Origin of the sequence: Algimonas ampicilliniresistens (genome assembly GCF_030159955.1) — a bacterium.
Classification (GTDB): Bacteria; Pseudomonadota; Alphaproteobacteria; order Caulobacterales; family Maricaulaceae; genus Litorimonas; species Litorimonas ampicilliniresistens.
In genome coordinates, this window is record NZ_BSNK01000002.1 from 248,001 (window position 1) to 266,535 (window position 18,535).

Below are 18,535 nucleotides of genomic sequence, written 5' to 3' on the forward strand. Positions count from 1 at the left end.
TTTGCGAGTCTATTCGGCATCCTTGCCTAGACCCAGCACACGGTCCGGATGCTGGCCATCAACATAGCCCATAAAGGCCGCGTGGATGTTATAACCCAGAAGCTCACGCACACGTTTCGGCAGGTGTGCAGCTTTGTCTTTCGACACGGACAGCAACATATTTTCGAGGGGCCGCGCCCAACCCGGGCAATATTGCGGTGTGATGATCAGGCGTGGCTTATCCGTCCGGTTTGCACCGCCCCGGTGAAATAAGGTTCCCTTGGCGATCATAAGCGAGCCCGATGGCATGATCGCTTTAACGACATCCGTTTCGACTCGGCTGGGGCGCGGCATGTCTGGACCCCAAAGATGGCTGCCGGGGATCAACTCAGTCGCGCCGTTCTCATCGGTCATGTCGTCAATCGCCCAGAAGGTGCTAACCCCATAAGCTGGACGAGGGCGCGGCACCATGATCTGCTCGTCATCAAAATGCCAGTCTTGCACCGTCTCGTCAGGTAAAAGCTGGATCGCCAACATGGCAGAGAGAAGACAGGAGCGACCAAACTCACGTTCTACAAAGGCCATCGCCAGCGGATGCATAGCCAACGCCCCGAACACGTCCGGGTCTTTGTCCACTAGCGCGTAAACCCGGTGAGACCGGAAACCCTCAAAATCGTTCCGGCCTGTTTTCGTGAAGTGAGGTTGTAAGGCTCGACGGATCTTATCGACATCAGCACCGCTCAGAATATTTTCGACAATGACATAACCGTCCCGCTCATAGGCGGTCCAAAGGTCATCGAAGCTACGGTCGTTTAGATAGTCAGCAAGATCAGGCGCACTAACGGGAGCCATATGCTGATCTTGTAGCGGCTTCAGCGCGTCTGCACCCGGTTCGGTCATGACCCGTTTTGTCTCAACTGCAGTCCCCATCCATGGCCGCGATCCACTCTCGGATCAGGGCAACGCCTTCATCATGGGCGATGCTGCGTCCGAGTTCAGGCATCATCGCGCCCGGATCGGTGCTGGCCATGCGGTAGGACAGGATGGACCCATCTGGATCACCCGGCACAATCGAAAATGTGTGGCCGCCCGTGCCCGACCCAGCGGCGATTGGTGGTTTGCAGCGACCTAGAACCAGATCCGATTGCGCTGAGAGTGACAGATCAAGCCCGGACGTATCCGCAGGGCCAACCGGATTGTGACAATGGGCGCAATTGGTAGCCAGATAGGACCGTGCCCGCACATCCAGTGACAACTCATCGTCGCGATAATCAGCTTGAGCCGTAAACGCGTCGGGCCGCATCACGCCTTCTACGACCATTTTAGAGCGGTCACGGAATTGCGGCGCGATGGCTCCCAGTGGATGCAATGCCTTGGTGCTCATATCCGACGCGTGGCAACCCGCACATTGGTTCTCATTTGGGACAACATAGGCGAAGGGCATGCCTGACAGGGTCAGCGGCACGACGGCCCCCGTCCGCTTTAACCGCGCTTCGGTCTCGCCTTCATTCCAAACATAGCTGACCGGGTCCCACCCGCTATCCCGACGAACGAGCAAGCGGGTTTCGATCACGCGGTGAGTGGCGAGATTGATCGCATCCCCACCCGAGTCTTCTGAGCGCACCACACCGTCCGCATTTTCGGGATAGTAAAACGTCTTGGAGATGACTGTTCCAACGGGGAAGTCGAGGCTCCCGTCGGCCAATATGGGCGCGGCGTCAGGCGTGTAGACCGTCCGAAACTTGTGCGCGTAATCGGTGAAGAGCGGCGCGGAGACGTCATAGGCAACACTGCCGCCGCTAGTCACCAGATGCCCGCGATCAAGGCTCACTACATTCCATTCTGCCAAGGTCAGCGGATTGCTCACCTCATGAAATATGATCTTGTCGGGCGCTTGCGAGCAAGCCGCAAGCCTAAAGGCTCCGATGGCCGCTATGAGCGCGAGACGTTTCATCCGTCCTTGAGCGTCACTTCGGCCAAACGCGGCAGTGTGCAGCGATGTGGTTCAGTCTCGACCCGCATATTTTTGGAACCATTGGCGAGGTCCGCATTAAAGACCTCGGCTTCGGGCTCTTCAATACAGATCATCGGATCATCTTCGCCGCGAACAAAGCCGTCCCAAAGCACGTGCGGGAAGCGTCCGGTCAGGCCGAACTTCACAGTCTTGGCCGCTTTCAACTCCATCCCGTCCGGCTTATGGCCGCCGCCTGAGAGCGTATTAGAATGGACGTGGATGCGATCCGGATAGGGATCGAACGTGTCGGAGAAAGAGCTGTCCGCGAAGTTGCTGGAGTAGACTGAGGCAATAATGATGTTGGCCGTCCGGTTGTCGCGAATACGGTTTTCGAAAATCTCAACATCGTCATGACTGTTTACAACGACCCCTGAGCCCGCCGGAATGCTGGCCACGGGCGTACCGGGATGGCCGAAATTGCCGCGGTCATTTTCGTAAACGTCATTATCATAGACGCGCACGCGCGCACCGGGCTGGGTTAACCCGGGCATGTTGAAAACAAGAATGCCGCCCGTATTATCCGTTGCGACATTACCGTAGACATCGGCGTCCTGCGTATTTTCAATCTCAATTCCGGCGACATTGCGTTCGGCACGGCTGTTGCGCACGATCACGCCCTTACTCTGACCGACGTAAATCCCTGCATCTGACGCGCCAATTGCAACCACACCTTCGATCAGCACATTGGTCGTCTGTACCGGGTAAAGACCGTAGGCACCGTTTTCGGTCTTCGCTTCACCCGTCCATTCGACGCGGACGCCGCGAATGGTCACACCGTCCGTATCATTGATCTTAATCGCGTCACCTTTGGCATCCTCAACTGCGAAATTCTCCAGCACGACATTGTCGCCTGTGATGAGCAGACCTTCAGCGCCTGCAATCTGCCCTTTGAAGGAAAGGATGGACTGATCCATGCCTTCACCGCGAATGGTCACGCCTTCTGCCGTTAATGACAGACCGCGATCAAGACTGTGTGTTCCAGCCGGAATGGTAATGACATCGCCCGGTTGCGCATCAAGCAGAGCCAGTTGCAACGTGTCCTGATACGCCGTGTCGGTGATAGCTTCTGGTTCAGCCTGCGAACAGGCCGCGAGACAGAGCGCCGTTCCCACGATAAGATATTTACGCATGATTGATCCTCCCCCCAATGATAATGAAGCGAAGCCCGCCAAGGTCAAGAGAGAGGCCGCATCATCTGCGGGCGGATATAAGCAACGCTGGCAGCGTATCTTGGCACGCTCAACTATTGGAGCGGGCGTCCTATTCCTCGCGGTGCATGCACTCGGACTTACCTTTGCTGTCATGCCCATTCAGGGCACGCTCAACATGATGATGCGGCCCGACGGGACGAAACTGCGACACGACTGGGTGCCCTTGGAGCAAATCTCACCCCATCTGGTGCGCGCAGTGATCGCAGCGGAAGATTCGCGGTTTTGTGAGCATGGCGGGATTGATTTTGACGCGCTGGAAGAGGCGATCGAAGATAATCAAGCGGGCGGACGGCTGCGTGGCGGCTCAACCTTGACGCAGCAAACCGCCAAGAATGTATTTCTCTGGAATGGCGGCGGCTATGCCCGAAAAGCGGCAGAGGCGTGGCTCGCCCTTTATATCGACAGTATCTGGACCAAACGCCGGACGATGGAAGTCTACCTGAACATTGCCGAATGGGGCGACGGCATTTTTGGGGCAGAAGCCGCAGCCCAGTTGCGTTTTGGCAAATCAGCAGCGGACTTGTCCCGCGAGGATGCCGCGCTGCTCGCTGCCGTGTTGCCGAGCCCGAACAAATGGCGCGTCAATCCGCCGGGCGCTTATGTGCGGGGCCGCGCAAATACGCTGACGCAGCGCGCCCAGGTTGTCGAGAATGAGGGCTTAGATCGCTGCGTTTTAAAGTAACAGGCGCGAGCCAAGCTAGCTCAAGACGCTCAGCAACGCGTCAGCGACGCCGGGAATGTTGCTCGCATTGGCCCCAGCAATATTTATGCGGCCCGAATTGGTCATATAGATCGCATGATCTTCGCGCAGACGGATGGCCTGATCTTTAGTCACGGGCAACATGGAAAACATACCGTTTTGGGCGACCACGGCCCGCGCTATGGCTTCGCCGCCTTGCACATTGAGCGCTTCTGACAAGAGCTGTCTCAGACCATTAATACGCTCCCGCATTTCGGTCAGCTCGTCCATCCACATCCGTTTCAAATCGCCATTGCCCAGAATTCGTTCGACAATCTGCGCGCCGTGATCGGGCGGCATAGAGATCAGTGTCCGTTGAATCGCTCCAAGCCGGGATTGAATAACAACCGCCTCATCTGGATTGTTGCAAACGACGGCCAGCAAGCCGACCCGCTCTTTATAGAGGCCGTAATTTTTAGATGCTGATACGGTAAATAGGCTTTCTGCACAGTCCCGAACCACTAGCCGCAATCCGTAACCATCATCTTCAATCCCGCGACCCAGGCCCAGATAGGCCAGATCAATGAAAGGAACGAGCCCGCGCTCATTCATAAACGGTACCAATCGGTCCCATTCCGCATGCGACAGGTCCGCCCCCGTCGGGTTGTGGCAACAGCCATGCAGCAGGACGAGATCGCCGGGCTTGGCGTTGGCATCCAGATGCGCCAGCATATCGTCGAAATCGACGCCGAGCGTGTCGCGATTATAATAAGGATAGTTCTGTAGCTTTAGTCCGGTCGAACCGATGAGCGGAATATGGTTGGCCCATGTCGGAGTTGAGACCCAGACCGTTGCGTCCGGTGCAGCCGCTTGGACAAGCTGTGCGCCAAGACGCAGCGCGCCCGATCCGCCCGCCGCCTGCGACGAGGCAATACGACCGCTGCCTAGCACCGGGTGATCGGTCCCAAGAACCAGTTCGAGCATGGTTTCGCGAAACCCGACGCGCCCTGTCGTGCCGACATAGGTTTTGGTTTTCTCCTCGCCGAAAATGATTTCTTCAGCCGTCTTGACCGCCCGCATAATCGGAACCGTTCCGGCAGCGTCCTTATAGACACCAACGCCGAGATCGACCTTGTCCGTGCGCGTGTCCGCTTTGCATTGCTGCATCAAAGCCATGATAGCGTCAGGTGGAAGGGAATCGAGACGGTCAAACATAGGGGCGCTCTAGCCCAATCCGTCGCAGCCAACCAGTAGGGTTCGAATCCAAATTTATGGTTTCACTAGACATGCCCGTCGGTTAGCGCGGAGCTATGCAAAAAACGGCGCAACATATTCTTCTGTCTATCCTGATCGGGGTAAATCTGTCGGCCTGTCGCTCGGACACATCCGACTCGGACGATACGTCCGCCCCCACGACCGAAACCGCATTCGATGCCGCGTCTGTTTGGGCCACACTTCGAAACGACTTTGATCTTTTCTATGCCTATCGCGACGATCGTGGCTTTGATGCCGATGCCTATCTCGACAGAGTTGGGACGCTGGTTAGCGCGGCGCCAGACCGCGCCACCTTCCGCCGTCAACTGCACCGCGCCACATACGCATTTACCGATCCGCATCTCGGCTTCGGACCTGCAGAGGATGGCGATTTTAATATTATCCCAACTTCATCCGACTTGCAGATCGATCACCGCGCGGGACAATATTACGTCGCCGATGTGCGAAGCGACTCCGCCGCCTATGAGGCCGGCATTCGACCCGGTTGGATTTTAAATACTGCCGATGAGCGACCCATTCAGGATCTCGCCGCCGCTGTGTTTACGGATTTGATCGACACCCCATCTGACGCGCAGTTAGATTATGCCGGGACGCTCTTGGCAAATGGACGGCGCGTTGGAGATCGGTCGCTAGTATTTCTAACCCCGGAAGGCGAAACGCAGCGGCTAGACCTCGCCAATCCAAGAGAGCAAGCGCGGGCTGTCATGGCCCGTCCGGCTATTGAAACACAGCGTATCGCGACCCCAGACGGATCTATGATCGCGGTAATACGGATCAATAATCGGCTCGGCGACAATGATCTCATCACCGGGTTCGACGCTGCTATGGCCGAGGTGATGGAAGCCGATGGACTGATCCTCGACCTTCGAAATACGCCGAGCGGTGGAAATTCAGAAGTAGGCCGTTCCATCATGGGACATTTCACCGATAGAGTGCGGCCCTTTCAAATCCATACGATCCCGTCTCTTGAACGGGAATTCACCGTCCCGCGCCGTTTCGTCGAACAGGTCACTCCGCGCAGTCCCAACTTTGACCCGTTCCGGACCGTTGTCCTAGGCGGGCATTGGACTGGCAGTATGGGCGAAGGCATTGTTATTGGGATGGACGCGCTGGGCGTGCATAGCATCGCGTCCGATATGGGCGATCTGCTGGGCGCAATGAGCAACTTTTCCTTTGCGGACCAGACGATCACTCTGTCAATTCCGACCGAAGCTCTATTCCATGTTGACGGTACGCCGCGTGAGGATTTCGTGGCTGACCAATCTCTCACTTCTGCCGACAGCGATGAAAATGCAGGCGATCCGGCTTTGGAGGCCGCCTTGATCTATCTTCGTGATCAATAGCGCCGCCCGACCCTAGCCAGAATCGACATTAGCCCTTGGCGTGTCGTCGGGCATGCGGCAAGTGAACGTCTAGACGACGCGTGCCATCAACCGGCCGCGAGGGGAGACATCCAGGGGATATAATGGAAACTTTCGCCAGCTTAATGGAAACCTTTAACGGAATTGTCTGGGGTCCCCCCATGATGATCTTGTTATTAGGAACCGGCTTATTCCTGACGATCGGGATGCGATTCCGGTCGATCACAAAGATCATTTACGGTTTCAGTCAACTGTTCAGGAAACGCGGCGCAAACACTGACGATGGTGATGTGTCGCCGTTCGCGGCTTTGATGATGGCCCTGTCGTCCACCGTTGGGACGGGCAACATTGCCGGTGTCGCGGCCGCAATCGCCATTGGCGGACCGGGTGCGGTCTTCTGGATGTGGGTGACGGCGATCCTCGGCACTGCAACCAAATATTCCGAAGGTGTGCTTGCGGTGCGGTATCGCGAAATCGATGCCAACGGGAACCGCGTTGGTGGACCGATGTATTATATCAAAAACGGCCTCGGCCCGAAGTGGCTGTGGCTGGCGGGGGCCTTCGCCTTGTTTGGCATGATCGGCGCGCTTTCAACCGGCAACGCCGTCCAAGCCAACTCCATCGCTGATGCGCTGCAAAGCCAATATAGTTTCGATCCGCGTTGGGTGGCTGTGGTCCTCTCGCTCCTCGTTGGGGGCGTCATTTTTGGCGGTATCACGCGGATCGGCGCTGTCGCCTCCCGCCTCGTACCGTTCATGGCCGTGCTATATATCTCTGCCGCTCTAATCGTTATCCTTGCTAATTTCGGCAATGTTCCTGCCGCCTTTGGCCTAATCTTCAAAGGGGCTTTCGGCGCACAGGAAGCCGGAACGGGCATCACGATCGGCCTGATGATGTTGGCCATGCAAAAGGGTATCGCCCGCGGCCTATTTTCTAACGAGGCCGGACAGGGATCCGCCCCTATCGCCCATGCGGCAGCGCAGAATAATGACCCTGTCAATCAGGGCATGATCGCCATGCTCGGCACGGTGATCGACACATTGATCATCTGCACGCTGACAGCCTTGGTTATCCTGACGTCCGGCGTGGTCGGCGCGGACTGTCTGGCCAGCCCAGCCATCTTGGAAATCCTTGAAAGCGGCTCAACTCCAGCAGGATGTGAGATTGGTGTTCCGCTAACTGCGGCCGCATTTGAATCAACACTGGTCGGGTTTGGCGCGCATATCGTGACGATCAGCCTGTGTATCTTCGCCTTCACCACCATTATCGGCTGGTCCTATTATGGTGAGCGGTGCACGGCTTTTCTGTTCAAAGAAAAATCTATTCCTGTCTTCCGCGTCTTCTGGGTGGTCGCCGTATTTGCGTCGACCTTCGCACTGGCGTTTGAAACCGGTGAAGACAATATGGTGGTCGCTACCTTCTGGCTCATCGCGGATAGTTTGACAGGGCTGATGGCTCTACCCAATCTGATTGGCTTAGCCTTGCTCTCACCAATCGTCTTCAAGCTGACGAAAGATTATTTCGACAAGCTGAAGGAAGCCAATGACGGTTTGATTGATCAGGACGACCTGCCGCGCGGCAGCTAAGATCCACACCCAATCCATGAAAAAGCCCGCCTCACTGAGGCGGGCTTTTTTGATGCCGTTACATCAGGACGCTATCGTTAGCGTTGTCGCCGGCTCTCATAAATGACCGTCCGTGCGTCAGAAGAGGCGCCAGGAGCCGTATAAGCGGGACCAGAATATGATCGGTTGGGCTGGCCACTTTTGCCAAGCCGGGTTGTCGTCGCGCCATGCGCATAAGTGCCTTGATAGCCCGACGTGTAACCGGTGGAATAAGCAGGCTGTCTGACCGCCAGAGTCCCATGCGTTACCGCAGGAATATGGGTTGTCGTGGCAGTATGCGTCGTCCGATATGTCACAGGCGCGCTGGACTGAACTGTCGTGCGGTGGTGGATCTGTTGTTGATTCTGGCCAACAAGATGACCGGACTTATGGATACTCGTCGATGACGATGGATAGACTGTGTGGCCGGAAGATCGGTGCGCGATTCCCGAAGACGCACCCGGTTTACAGACGACACGACGCCATTCGTAACGCGATTCAGACACCAATCGACGGCCGTCAACTTGGCCATATTCCGCCGGAACCTCAACATAGGCCTGACCGCCCGGATGGATGATGTCTTGTATTTCGATGGACTGATACTCGGCTGGGACCGGCACTTTATGGACGCCGCCCGGATCTGTCACAACTTGCTGCGTGATCGCCTGATAGGCTGGCGGGACGGGTGTGCGCTGTATCTGCCCGGGACTTGTCATTACTTGACGGGTAACGGTCACACTGTCGCCAGGCTCTTCAACCAAGCACCAGATTTCACACATGGGCCCACATCGGCTTCCGCCAGTTTTACCGTATTGCGTGGTCGAACTATAGCCGCGGCCACCAACGCCAGCGTCGGCAGTTGAATGAATAATATAACCTTGTGCACGAAGTTTGGCCGGATTGCCGCGCTTCCAGACCAACCTCGGCGCGCCCGTTTGCACAGTCTCGGTCACAGACTTGAAGTGTGGGTGGCTTACGGAGAGCTTGTCATAACCCGGACGGGTCATCACATGTTTAGTCACGGTCGAATAGGTCGGCTGCCGCACAACATAACGCACGCTCGGCTCTTTCACCATAATGGACTCGGTCCTCGAGCGCAGTTGCGGTTGCTGCACATGGAGACGTTTATGCGCTTCGCGCGTCACGACACGTTCCGTGGTCCGTTCATATTGAGCGGGAATTTCGACGCGCGCATAGCATTCACCCACCGCCGGGTTTGGCGGTAGCAGGTCTGGTTTATAGGCAGGCTGCTGCGTTCCAGCGAGCGCAGGGCCAGCTAGGAGCAGGAATGTTGTGCCTAAAAGGGCGCGGCGGTACGTCATCTCCGTCCTCCGGACGTGGTGAAGTCAATATGCGACAATTTACCTTGTAAGGTCCAGACCAAACCTAAGATGAACGACGTCGACTTAATTTCGATAAAACTCTTGAAAAATACGCCCCAAAACTGGCTCCAATCAAATTGGCGACCGCATCGAATAGAGAGGCTGTCCGCCCGAAATGCGTGATTCCCTGCGCAATTTCGACGCCGATGCCGAACAAAGCGGCCAATAAAATGACGAAAACCAGTCTTATCTTCGGCCAACCCAACGCGATGAGAAACGCTAACAGGCCATATGCTAGAAAATGCTGAACCTTGTCGGCATAAAGCGGTCCCTGAAAATCCGTGGCCGGCTCGAGTGAAAACACGAGTATGGCAATCGCCAGAAGTACAGCCGAAAGTCGAAAAAACCAAATCATCACAAGTTGCGCTTTGGCTGTTTGAAACGGCGCTGCAAAGACGCAATCTTGTCTGAAATGCGAATTTCATGTTCAGAGATGCCTCCCAATACGCGCGCGATTAAGCTAGAATAGGGTTAAGCCAGGGTAAATGTGGCAACTTTGTGGCGAACACGCCAACGAATGATGAGGTCTATGAATGGAATGTCTTAATCCGAAGGACGTCGCCGAGCGATTAGCCGGCTGGACGGGCGGTGATGACTTCATCACCAAAGTCTTCAAATTTGACGATTTCGTGCAAGCCTTCGGCTTTATGACTCGGATCGCGATCATCGCTGAAAAAATGGATCATCACCCGGAATGGTTCAACGTTTACAACCGTGTCGATGTCACATTGACCACCCATGATGCGGGCGGCGTGACCCAGAAGGACGTGACTTTAGCCGAAGCGATGGAAGCCGCCGCTTCGTCCTGAAACGTAACTAGACGCTGCGTCTAACATATATTGCGCCTTGTTCCCGTTGCACTGCCGCGACAAGAGATCGACCATGTCCAAACTTTTACGCCTCTCCGCCACGACGGCTCTTTGTAGTCTTGCGCCTTTGTCCATTGCCTCGGCCCAAACCTTAGAGGCCTCGTCCAATACGGAGGTCCGTTCATTTTCTTGTCCAGAAGGCCGTGTCAGTTTGATTGGAGACACAACGCGCTGCGCCCTATCTGACAGTCTAGATCGGCTAATCACGGATTTTGAAGCTGCAGAGCTCGTCAACAATCCAATCACGGCGGGGGAAAAAGGCGATCGTGATGCTCTGCGCAGCTTACCCGATGTCAGCGATGCGGCTCGAACGGCGGATTATGATCGCCTGCAAGCCCTCAAACGCCGGCATACAGCGCTACGCCGTTCGCCTGAATTTTCAGGATTCAATGCGGCACAGCGGCTAAATTACGAGATGATGGACTTTCTGCTCGATCAACGACAGCGGCTCATTCCGTTCGATTCCTCGCGTATTCCTTTTGTGAACGATTCCGGCTTCTTCAATGAGATGAGCTACGTGTCGCGCCAGACACAATTCAACCGTGCCAAAGATTTTGAAGATTACGCCGCGCGCCTAACGCAATTGCCACGCTATTTCGCGCAACATCGAGACAACATGCAACGCGGGATTGATGACGGATTCACGGCCAGCGCAGATATTCTGCCCGGCGTCATCGATGTCGTCAGATCTCTATCGCAAGGGCCCGCGACGGAGCATCCACTCTTTGCGCCCTTCCTGAATTTTCCTGACACGATCGACGAAACTGAGAGATCCCGTTTGACCGAACTCGGAACGGCTGCGGTCAATATATCTGTCCTGCCCGCTTATTCCGATTTGCTGAAATTCTTTGAAGAAGTGTATGCCCCCTCGGCTCGCGTCGATGCCGGTGTCGGATCCAGTGAAGAAGGCCGCGACTATTACCGTGCTCTTGTGCGTAATTTTACGACGCTCGATCTGTCCCCTGACGAAGTCCATGACATTGGCTTGGCTGAAGTGGCGCGCATCCGCACGGAAATGGATACGGTCATTGAGCAGAGTGGCTTTGACGGCAGCTTTGCGGACTTCCTCGATTTCCTACGCACGGATCCGCAATTCTATGCCCAGTCGGAGCAAGAGCTATTGATGCGCGCCGCATGGCTAGCAAAACGGATCGACGGCAAAATGCCAGAGTTTTTCGGCACACTACCGCGTCTATCCTATGGCGTGATGAAAGTGCCGGACGAAATTGCGAAAAATTATACGACAGGTCGTTATTGGGGCGGATCCCCAGATGCCGGGCGGGCCGGTTTTTATGTCGTCAACACTTACGATCTGGCGATGCGACCGCTTTATAATCTTCCTGCTTTGACAGCGCATGAGGGCGTACCCGGCCATCATCATCAAATCGCCCTAGCGCAGGAACTGGAAGATATTCCAGATTTTCGGAAATCGCTTTACGCAACCGCTTTTGGCGAAGGTTGGGGTCTTTATTCGGAGAAACTGGCCGCAGAGATGGGTCTCTACGAAACACCTTATGAACGGTTCGGGCAGCTGACCTATGAAATGTGGCGCGCCTGCCGTCTGGTGGTCGACACGGGTATGCATTGGAAAGGTTGGTCTCGCGAACAGGCAGAAGCCTGCTTCTTGGAAAATTCAGCCCTATCGAAGAGCAACATCCGGACCGAGGTCGATCGCTATATCTCTTGGCCGGGACAAGCGCTCGCCTACAAGATTGGGGAGCTGAAAATTCTTGAACTTCGTAGCCGGGCCAAAGAGGCGCTGGGCGAGGATTTCGACATTCGCGCCTTCCACGATGCTGTCTTGGAAAATGGGAGCGTCCCACTTTCAATTCTAGAACGACAGATCGATCGGTTCATCGCTCAAAGCCGCCGCGAAGCGAATGAAGCCCGCGCTACCGACGACTAAATCCATATAAAAAAAACCGCCGGAAAAACCGACGGCTTAAAACGAAGGAACTCCGACGTCCGGCCCGGACATGCCTTCTTGGAGACATATCGCAAGAACCGGGGCCGGAGCATTCCCAGTCTAAATAGTCCCCGAGGACCCTCGGGGATCTAATCAGGTGAGATCCTCTAGAAGCGGTAACGACCGCGAAGCATCAGCGGCACAGATACGCGTGAACCGTCATTGTTCAGTCCTTGGAACTTACCAGGACCGAAGGCAGACCCGCCATCACGTCCACCCGTCCAACGGATGCCGCTTTCGATGCCGACTGTGCTGTAGCGTGTCAGCGGTGTTTCCAGTCCGACCAGACCAGCTGCCGTTGGAACCCAACCCGAGTCGCTGAACGCGAGCGTGCCTGTTCCGATTGCAGCACCACCCTTAGTCGCGTTTTCCATGAAAATGGCATCTTGGTAAGCGGCACCGACGCGGCCCTCAACATAGGGACGGACAGTCCGGATCAGTGGAGCACCGGTTGGATTGAAATATTGACGCAAACCAAGCTCGACGCCGGTTGACTTATAATCTGACATTGACCCTGCGAAAGCATCACCATCGATTGTGCCAAAGTTTTGGATCCCAGCGCTTTCAGCCTCGTCAAGGAAGGCCATCGCAGTGACTTTTCTGTTTGGCGACAATGCATAAGAACCGCCCAATTCGTAACGAATGCCGTCTTCGTAAGCATCTTCGAAACCAACGTTAGGAACATTCGCATTGACGTATGTCGCTTCGTCACCCGTCACAATGTCGCCACCAACATTGTAAGACTTGCCGATGCCGCCTTCAATATTGAAACGGGACAGGCAATTGCCATTAGCCAGCGCAACATGTTGCGGGCCACAGCCTCGTGGCGTTGGGTTCGTGTAACCACTATAACCCGACGATTGATAACCGGAGCTATGTCCCCCGATACCTAAAAAGGAGCACCCCGAAAGTGATATGGCGGCGACCCCAAGAAGCAGTTTGCGCATGATCTTCATCCCTGATCCGTCAGTCCCGGAACGGCACTATGCCACTGGAACCATCTCTTACGAGCCCAACCTTGCAACACGTGTGCCAGACTGTGCCGGAATGAATCAGTTTCTTGAATTTTTTTCATGATCGACAGTGTCTTCGCCCATGAAAAAGCCCGCTCCAGTCAACTGAAGCGGGCTAATACGCTGAAATACTAGATATTTTTAGAAGGCCAAACGACCTCGCAAGGTCAATGGAATTGTTACCCGATCTTCTGACGGAGCGCCTGAATCCATGCTCCCGCGCCAGCGTACGCCGGATTCTATACCAATTGCAGCCCGTGGACTGACCGCCATTTCTGCGCCGAGTGTTGCAGCGGCTGTTGGGCTCCATCCGCTATCGACGAAGCGGCGGGTACCGTAGAAACTGCCATCATCATTGAAGGTCTGGGTGAATTGGACGTCATTATTGTGCGTAAAGCCCCCTGACGCGCCGACATAGGGACGGAAGCTAGGGTCATGACCGACATATTGGCGCACACCGCCTTCAATCGTGGTCAGTTCTAAGTCAGAAAAAGTCCCGTCCAATTCGCGCGGGGCGGTTCCTGGCTGCGGCGTAAACACCCCACCTGCCCACGTGCCGGGCTCAACAGTCGTATAGCTCTCAACGGTCTGACCTTCAGACTGGCTATGGCTGATCGAACCCAAGAGCGTGGTGCTCGGAGAGATGTCTTTAGCCAATGCTAGACCAATAGTCTTTGCATTGCCGAAAGCGTCATCATAGCCGATCGGATCAATTTCGCCGACACGTGTGTCGATGGTGAAGTCTCCATCTGGAGGTCCATCAGATTTCTTTGTGAAAATTTCACCCGAGGAATTCAGCTCAGTCCCAACAAACACTTCGAGACCGAACGGCATCGCACTGCCGCCACTGACACGACCGCCACCACAGCAGATGGGCTGCCGGACTTGCGGGACCAAATAGGGCGCTGGATAAGGTTGCGGCACATAGATCGGCGCGCCCACGACAGTCTGGACGCCAGCGCCTTGGCCGTAAGGGGCTTGGCCATATTGACCGGAAATTTGCTGCGTGCTGACTGCGGCACCATAGGGTGCGGCGGCGCCCAGCGTCGTTGCTGTGGCTTGATATCCGCCCGCCACTGTTGCGCCGGCCCCATTAAAGCCGGCCATGTTCGGCGCCGCCATCTGAGCGTTCATTCCATAGGACTGAGCGGCGTAACCTTGAGCCATAGCCTGACCGGGCATGCCTTGAGCCGAGGCCATTTGAGGCGCATAACCCTGAGCCCCATAGCCCTGAGCGCCATAGGCTTGCGCGCCATATTGGGCTCCATAGTGTTGACCGCCATAGACGCCGCCTACACATCCCACGCCGCCTTGCGCATAACCGTATTGATAGCCTGTCTGCTGATGGCCGTAACTGGCCGCGCCAGCATTATAACATCCGGGTTGTGCCGTATAATGGCCGCTCCCGCCCAACCAGGAACATCCCGATATTGCTGCTGCCGAAAGTGCTAGAACTGCGAGCCGCATCCGCCGGCCTCCTTCAGGTCGCTATTCCGCCGCAAAGACGCGTCGAAACAGTTTCATTTCAGTCCGCATTAACCCTAACAGGCTTAAGAAAAGGTTCTCAAACACCGAACAAAGCCTTAACAACACAAGGCTTTTTGCCACTGAGGCGGGGTTGGTTGCCTAAAAGTTGAAGCTACCGCGCAGGGTCATAGGCACAGCAATATTTGTGTCGCCTTTAGTACCATTGGCATAATCGCGCGCGCCTTCGACACGTAAACCTGTCTCAAAGGCAAACGCCGTCTTGGGTGTTACCTGCCACTCAACACCCGCCTTCAGACTACCCGACGGCACCCATTGAGATTCATATAAATCAACAGTGCGGGTCGTCGGTGTCGCGGGATTGGCATCAAGATCATATCCCGCAACATCCAGATCATAATACTCATTGGCCGGATCATTATAGACAGATGAGTAGGATAATTGGCGCTGATCGATGGTGAAGGACACGTCATTATAGCGTGATGCCCCGGCCGATGCGCTCACAAACGGTGTAACCGTACGACCGGTCGACTGACCGGCAACAGGGTTGAAGTAGAGACGTCCCCCGGCTTCCAGATCGATCCGCTCCATATCGGAGAAGTCATAGGAATACTCGGTGATCAGCTGTTCCGTATTAAAGACGGTTCCTGTGGATGTTCCGACCAGCACCCCACTTTCATAAAACTGATTGGTCGTGCGCTCGTAAACTGTGCCTTCGATTGAGGCTGTATCGCCGCTGTTACCCTCAGACCGGGTGTATCCGGCGCGCGCAAATACGGTCGCCCGGTCGCCGAGGATAAATTCGCCACCTACGCCGATTGTCGACGGAACCGACCAAGCGTCATCAAGCGAGATGGACGGCATCGAAGTTTCATCCCATTTTTCGGGAGTGGTCGGTAAGCGGGAATTGACGAAATATTCTTGTGTAGAGATCTGACCATCCGTGATCGACCCGCTTACAATCGTCTCATTATAGACGTCAGGGTCATAGCCTGTGAGCGGCTGCACTGGGAACTTCCCGTAATCGAGCACATTCCCAGAAATGCTATGCTCAGCTCCGAGGTCGAGAAAGCCACGGAAGTTCGGCCGTCTCAGGCGTGGACCACGCGCGACCTGTTGCGCGGGAGCATGAACATTGCCGGACGCATGGCTACCATAGCCGCCCGTTGCGTACTGGGCCTGTGACTGATCATAGGCCGACGGATTACCGAACTGCGGTTGTTGCGGAAAACCACCCGCATAAGAATTGGCGCCTGGCGTCGCGACTGAGACCTGAGAGGGATGGCAGCCCGGTGGGATCGGGGCCTGAGCATAGGGGATTTGGCAAGGGTCGGAAAAGCCCGCACTAGCCGTCCCCGATGATCCCGCATAATAGCCCTGCGACGGTCCACTAAAGACACCGCCGAGCGTATCACCAAAACCACCTATATAAGAGCAACCGGACAGGAGCGCCGCCGACAAAGCCAATCCTGCAAGACGCATAACGTCCCCCGCCTAGTCAAAAAACAGGCGGGCAGACCCCGCCATGGTTAATGGCTTGTGGCGCGTCTTGCTTAACAAGCGGTTTAGCTCAGAACAATTCGCTACGCGATTGTTTGACCCCCTCAGTCAGGCGCGCCAGTCGAATGACACAGATCGACTGAAGGATTGAACCTCCGCCCGCTTGACGGCATCGGGACACGGGGGCATCGCCTGTCGCCGTGGCCCGTATCCTTCTTATCTCCTCTTTCACAGCGACCAGCCATGTTGGCGCTGTGGTGAGCGCCTTCGTCTTGCGCCGGATGGGCGTAAATGTGACGGTTCTGCCCACGACCCTGTTCGGACGCCACCCGGGCTGGGGCGCGCCTGGCGGCGCGATCATCCCGACCGAGCAATTGGCGGATATGTGGGCAGCGGTTCTACTACAATCTGAAACGCAATCCCTACCCTTCGACGCCATAATGACAGGCTATATGGGTGAGACAGGTCATGTGGAACTGGCAGCCAGCATCATTGATCGGCTGCAGCCGGGACTCGTCCTCGTCGACCCCGTTATGGGCGATGGCAGTCGGTCCGAGGAGGGACTTTATATCGGGGAAGACCGGGCTGAAGCGATTTGCGACCTTCTAATACCACGTGCGCACATCGCGACACCGAACTTATGGGAGTGGCGTTACATCACGGGCAATCTATCAGAAACGCCGGATACCCCGCCCCGCCCTCTGGCTGGCGTGCGGGAAACATTGGTAACGTCCGTGGCCGATGCAGACCGGATTGGGGCCTGTCTTTTTGAAAGAGATCGCCATCACACCGTTATGCATGAACGCTATGATGGTGTTCCCAATGGCGGCGGCGATACGTTAGCGGCCGCTTATCTAGGCCAACGCTTGCGCGGTATAGAGCCTTGCGAAGCGCTTGGCCGTTCGGTCTCAGCTGTCTTCGCCATTATGGGCGCAGCGGACACTATAGATGCTGGTGAACTGCCGCTGATCAGAGCTCAGAGATTTCTTGATCCAGACGGCGGTGCGCCAGAGCTGACAGTAGAGACCCAAAATGACTGACAGGCTGACCCCAGATCTTCCTATAGCGGGCCTCGTCGCACCCGGTTTTGAGCCTGTCCACGACGCGGTATTGGAAAATTTCCGATCGGAAGATGAGTTGGGATGCCAAGTGGCGATTTTCCGCAACGGTGATCCGCTTGTCGACCTGTGCGCTGGCTGGGGCGACCGTAAGCACGAGACAGAGGTCACACCCGAAACGCTTTTTTCTGTCTATTCCTCTGGAAAGACGATGGCCGCATTGGTCATCGCCTATCAAGTTGAGCAGGGTCTGCTCGACTATGAACAGTCGGTCGCAGAGATTTGGCCGGAATTTGTAAGCCACGGGAAAGCATCGCTGACTCTCGCTCAATTAATGAGCCATCAATCCGGCCTGTGCGGCATCACCGACCCAACATTTCAGCCGCAGGATTGGATCGATTTCGACAAAGTCATCGGCGTCCTTGAAGATCAAGAGCCACTTTTCGAGCCAGGCAGTCAAAGCGGTTACTCGCCAATCACTTTCGGGTTCCTAGCCGGAGAAGTGGCGCGGCGGGTCGACCCACAAAATCGTCGTCTTGGCCGGATATTGGCTGAAGACTTGGCCGGACCCGCACAGGCGGATGTTCACATTGGTCTCGATTCCAGCGATCATGACCGCGTTGCACAAAACGTGAAGCCTCGTGCCGCCGCAGATTTGGGGCCGCTGACGGAAGCCAAGCGCATCGCCTTTCTCAAACCCTGGTCGTCTCCGTCCCGCATATCCGGCGAACAATGGCGCGAAGCCGAGATGGCCGGGTCCAATTGTCAGGCCAGTGCCGCCGGGATTGGTGCTATGATGGGGGCGTTTGCGACGGGGCGCGTGGCCGACCGCCAAATCCTCAGCCCGGCTGTTCGCGAGGCTGCCACCCGATCCCGGATTATGGGCCCTGACGCCGTCCTGCCCTTTACCATCGACTTTGCCGCTGGCGTCATGCGCAATGCGCCGAACTATAATTATGGCCCAAATCCGGACGGCCTCGGCCATTCGGGCTGGGGCGGATCAGCCGTGTTCGCAGATCCAAAAACTGGGCTTCACGGCGCTTATGTGATGAACCGTCAGAATAAATATCTCATGGGTGACCCCCGTGCCAATCGCATCATTGATGCGGCCTTTGCAGCGCTAGGCGCGCTTTGAAATA

At 55.9% G+C, this 18,535-nt stretch carries 16 protein-coding genes; 7 read left to right on the top strand and 9 right to left on the bottom strand.

Going from position 1 to position 18,535, the window contains the following annotated elements; all coding sequences use genetic code 11:
• Nucleotides 1–9: 9 nt before the first annotated feature.
• From QQL54_RS09145 to QQL54_RS09155, 3 genes are read right to left on the bottom strand one after another with little or no spacing between them, the layout of a single operon-like run.
• A complete protein-coding gene (locus QQL54_RS09145; protein WP_284389867.1) occupies nt 10–909 on the bottom strand; it encodes a phytanoyl-CoA dioxygenase family protein in 900 nt (299 codons plus the stop codon).
• Nucleotides 893–1,933 carry a hypothetical protein gene (locus tag QQL54_RS09150; protein ID WP_284389869.1) on the bottom strand — a complete coding sequence of 347 codons (1,041 nt, stop codon included), beginning with the start codon at nt 1,931–1,933 and terminating at the stop codon, nt 893–895. Before QQL54_RS09150 ends, QQL54_RS09145 begins: the two co-directional genes overlap by 17 nt.
• Complete coding sequence (locus tag QQL54_RS09155; RefSeq protein ID WP_284389871.1) at nt 1,930–3,123, bottom strand: parallel beta-helix domain-containing protein; 1,194 nt, start codon at nt 3,121–3,123, stop codon at nt 1,930–1,932. The genes QQL54_RS09150 and QQL54_RS09155 overlap by 4 nt, the downstream gene beginning before the upstream one ends.
• Between QQL54_RS09155 and mtgA the strand changes: the two genes are divergently transcribed.
• A complete protein-coding gene (mtgA, locus tag QQL54_RS09160; RefSeq protein ID WP_284389872.1) occupies nt 3,122–3,886 on the top strand; it encodes a monofunctional biosynthetic peptidoglycan transglycosylase in 765 nt (254 codons plus the stop codon). The two genes, QQL54_RS09155 and mtgA, sit on opposite strands and share 2 nt — an antisense overlap.
• Before the next feature lie 15 nt (nt 3,887–3,901).
• Here mtgA and QQL54_RS09165 read toward each other — a convergent pair whose 3' ends face one another.
• A complete protein-coding gene (locus QQL54_RS09165) occupies nt 3,902–5,098 on the bottom strand; it encodes an amino acid aminotransferase (RefSeq protein WP_284389874.1) in 1,197 nt (398 codons plus the stop codon).
• Nucleotides 5,099–5,193: 95 nt separating this feature from the next.
• Here QQL54_RS09165 and QQL54_RS09170 point away from each other — a divergent pair, with 95 nt between their 5' ends.
• Nucleotides 5,194–6,501, top strand: a complete 1,308-nt coding sequence (locus tag QQL54_RS09170) for a S41 family peptidase (RefSeq protein WP_284389877.1) — start codon at nt 5,194–5,196, stop codon at nt 6,499–6,501.
• Between the two features lie 122 nt (nt 6,502–6,623).
• Nucleotides 6,624–8,105: an alanine/glycine:cation symporter family protein gene (locus QQL54_RS09175; RefSeq protein WP_284389879.1), complete on the top strand. Its 1,482-nt coding sequence runs from the start codon at nt 6,624–6,626 to the stop codon at nt 8,103–8,105.
• 77 nt (nt 8,106–8,182) lie between these two features.
• Here the strand turns inward: QQL54_RS09175 and QQL54_RS09180 are convergent, their stop codons facing one another.
• Both QQL54_RS09180 and QQL54_RS09185 read right to left on the bottom strand, forming a co-directional pair.
• On the bottom strand, nt 8,183–9,445 hold the full coding sequence (locus tag QQL54_RS09180) for a hypothetical protein (protein ID WP_284389880.1): 1,263 nt from the start codon (nt 9,443–9,445) through the stop codon (nt 8,183–8,185).
• A 64-nt stretch (nt 9,446–9,509) separates the two neighbouring features.
• Entirely contained in the window at nt 9,510–9,860 is a 351-nt protein-coding gene (locus tag QQL54_RS09185; RefSeq protein ID WP_348520746.1) for a VanZ family protein, read from the bottom strand.
• Nucleotides 9,861–10,038: 178 nt separating this feature from the next.
• On the opposite strand from QQL54_RS09185, the gene QQL54_RS09190 reads away from it, so the two are divergent.
• Complete coding sequence (locus tag QQL54_RS09190; protein WP_284389886.1) at nt 10,039–10,314, top strand: 4a-hydroxytetrahydrobiopterin dehydratase; 276 nt, start codon at nt 10,039–10,041, stop codon at nt 10,312–10,314.
• Nucleotides 10,315–10,387: 73 nt separating this feature from the next.
• Nucleotides 10,388–12,280, top strand: coding sequence for a DUF885 domain-containing protein (locus QQL54_RS09195; protein WP_284389887.1), 1,893 nt, complete (start codon nt 10,388–10,390; stop codon nt 12,278–12,280).
• A 167-nt stretch (nt 12,281–12,447) separates the two neighbouring features.
• Here the strand turns inward: QQL54_RS09195 and QQL54_RS09200 are convergent, their stop codons facing one another.
• The 3 genes from QQL54_RS09200 to QQL54_RS09210 form a co-directional block, all read right to left on the bottom strand.
• Complete coding sequence (locus QQL54_RS09200) at nt 12,448–13,287, bottom strand: hypothetical protein (protein WP_284389888.1); 840 nt, start codon at nt 13,285–13,287, stop codon at nt 12,448–12,450.
• Nucleotides 13,288–13,494: 207 nt separating this feature from the next.
• Nucleotides 13,495–14,820 (bottom strand): hypothetical protein, encoded by a 1,326-nt coding sequence (locus tag QQL54_RS09205; protein WP_284389889.1) that lies wholly within the window; start codon nt 14,818–14,820, stop codon nt 13,495–13,497.
• 159 nt (nt 14,821–14,979) lie between these two features.
• Complete coding sequence (locus QQL54_RS09210) at nt 14,980–16,320, bottom strand: hypothetical protein (RefSeq protein ID WP_284389890.1); 1,341 nt, start codon at nt 16,318–16,320, stop codon at nt 14,980–14,982.
• A 218-nt stretch (nt 16,321–16,538) separates the two neighbouring features.
• Here QQL54_RS09210 and QQL54_RS09215 point away from each other — a divergent pair, with 218 nt between their 5' ends.
• Nucleotides 16,539–17,378, top strand: a complete 840-nt coding sequence (locus QQL54_RS09215; protein ID WP_284389892.1) for a bifunctional hydroxymethylpyrimidine kinase/phosphomethylpyrimidine kinase — start codon at nt 16,539–16,541, stop codon at nt 17,376–17,378.
• Nucleotides 17,371–18,531 carry a serine hydrolase domain-containing protein gene (locus QQL54_RS09220; RefSeq protein WP_284389894.1) on the top strand — a complete coding sequence of 387 codons (1,161 nt, stop codon included), beginning with the start codon at nt 17,371–17,373 and terminating at the stop codon, nt 18,529–18,531. Before QQL54_RS09215 ends, QQL54_RS09220 begins: the two co-directional genes overlap by 8 nt.
• Nucleotides 18,532–18,535: the final 4 nt, after the last annotated feature.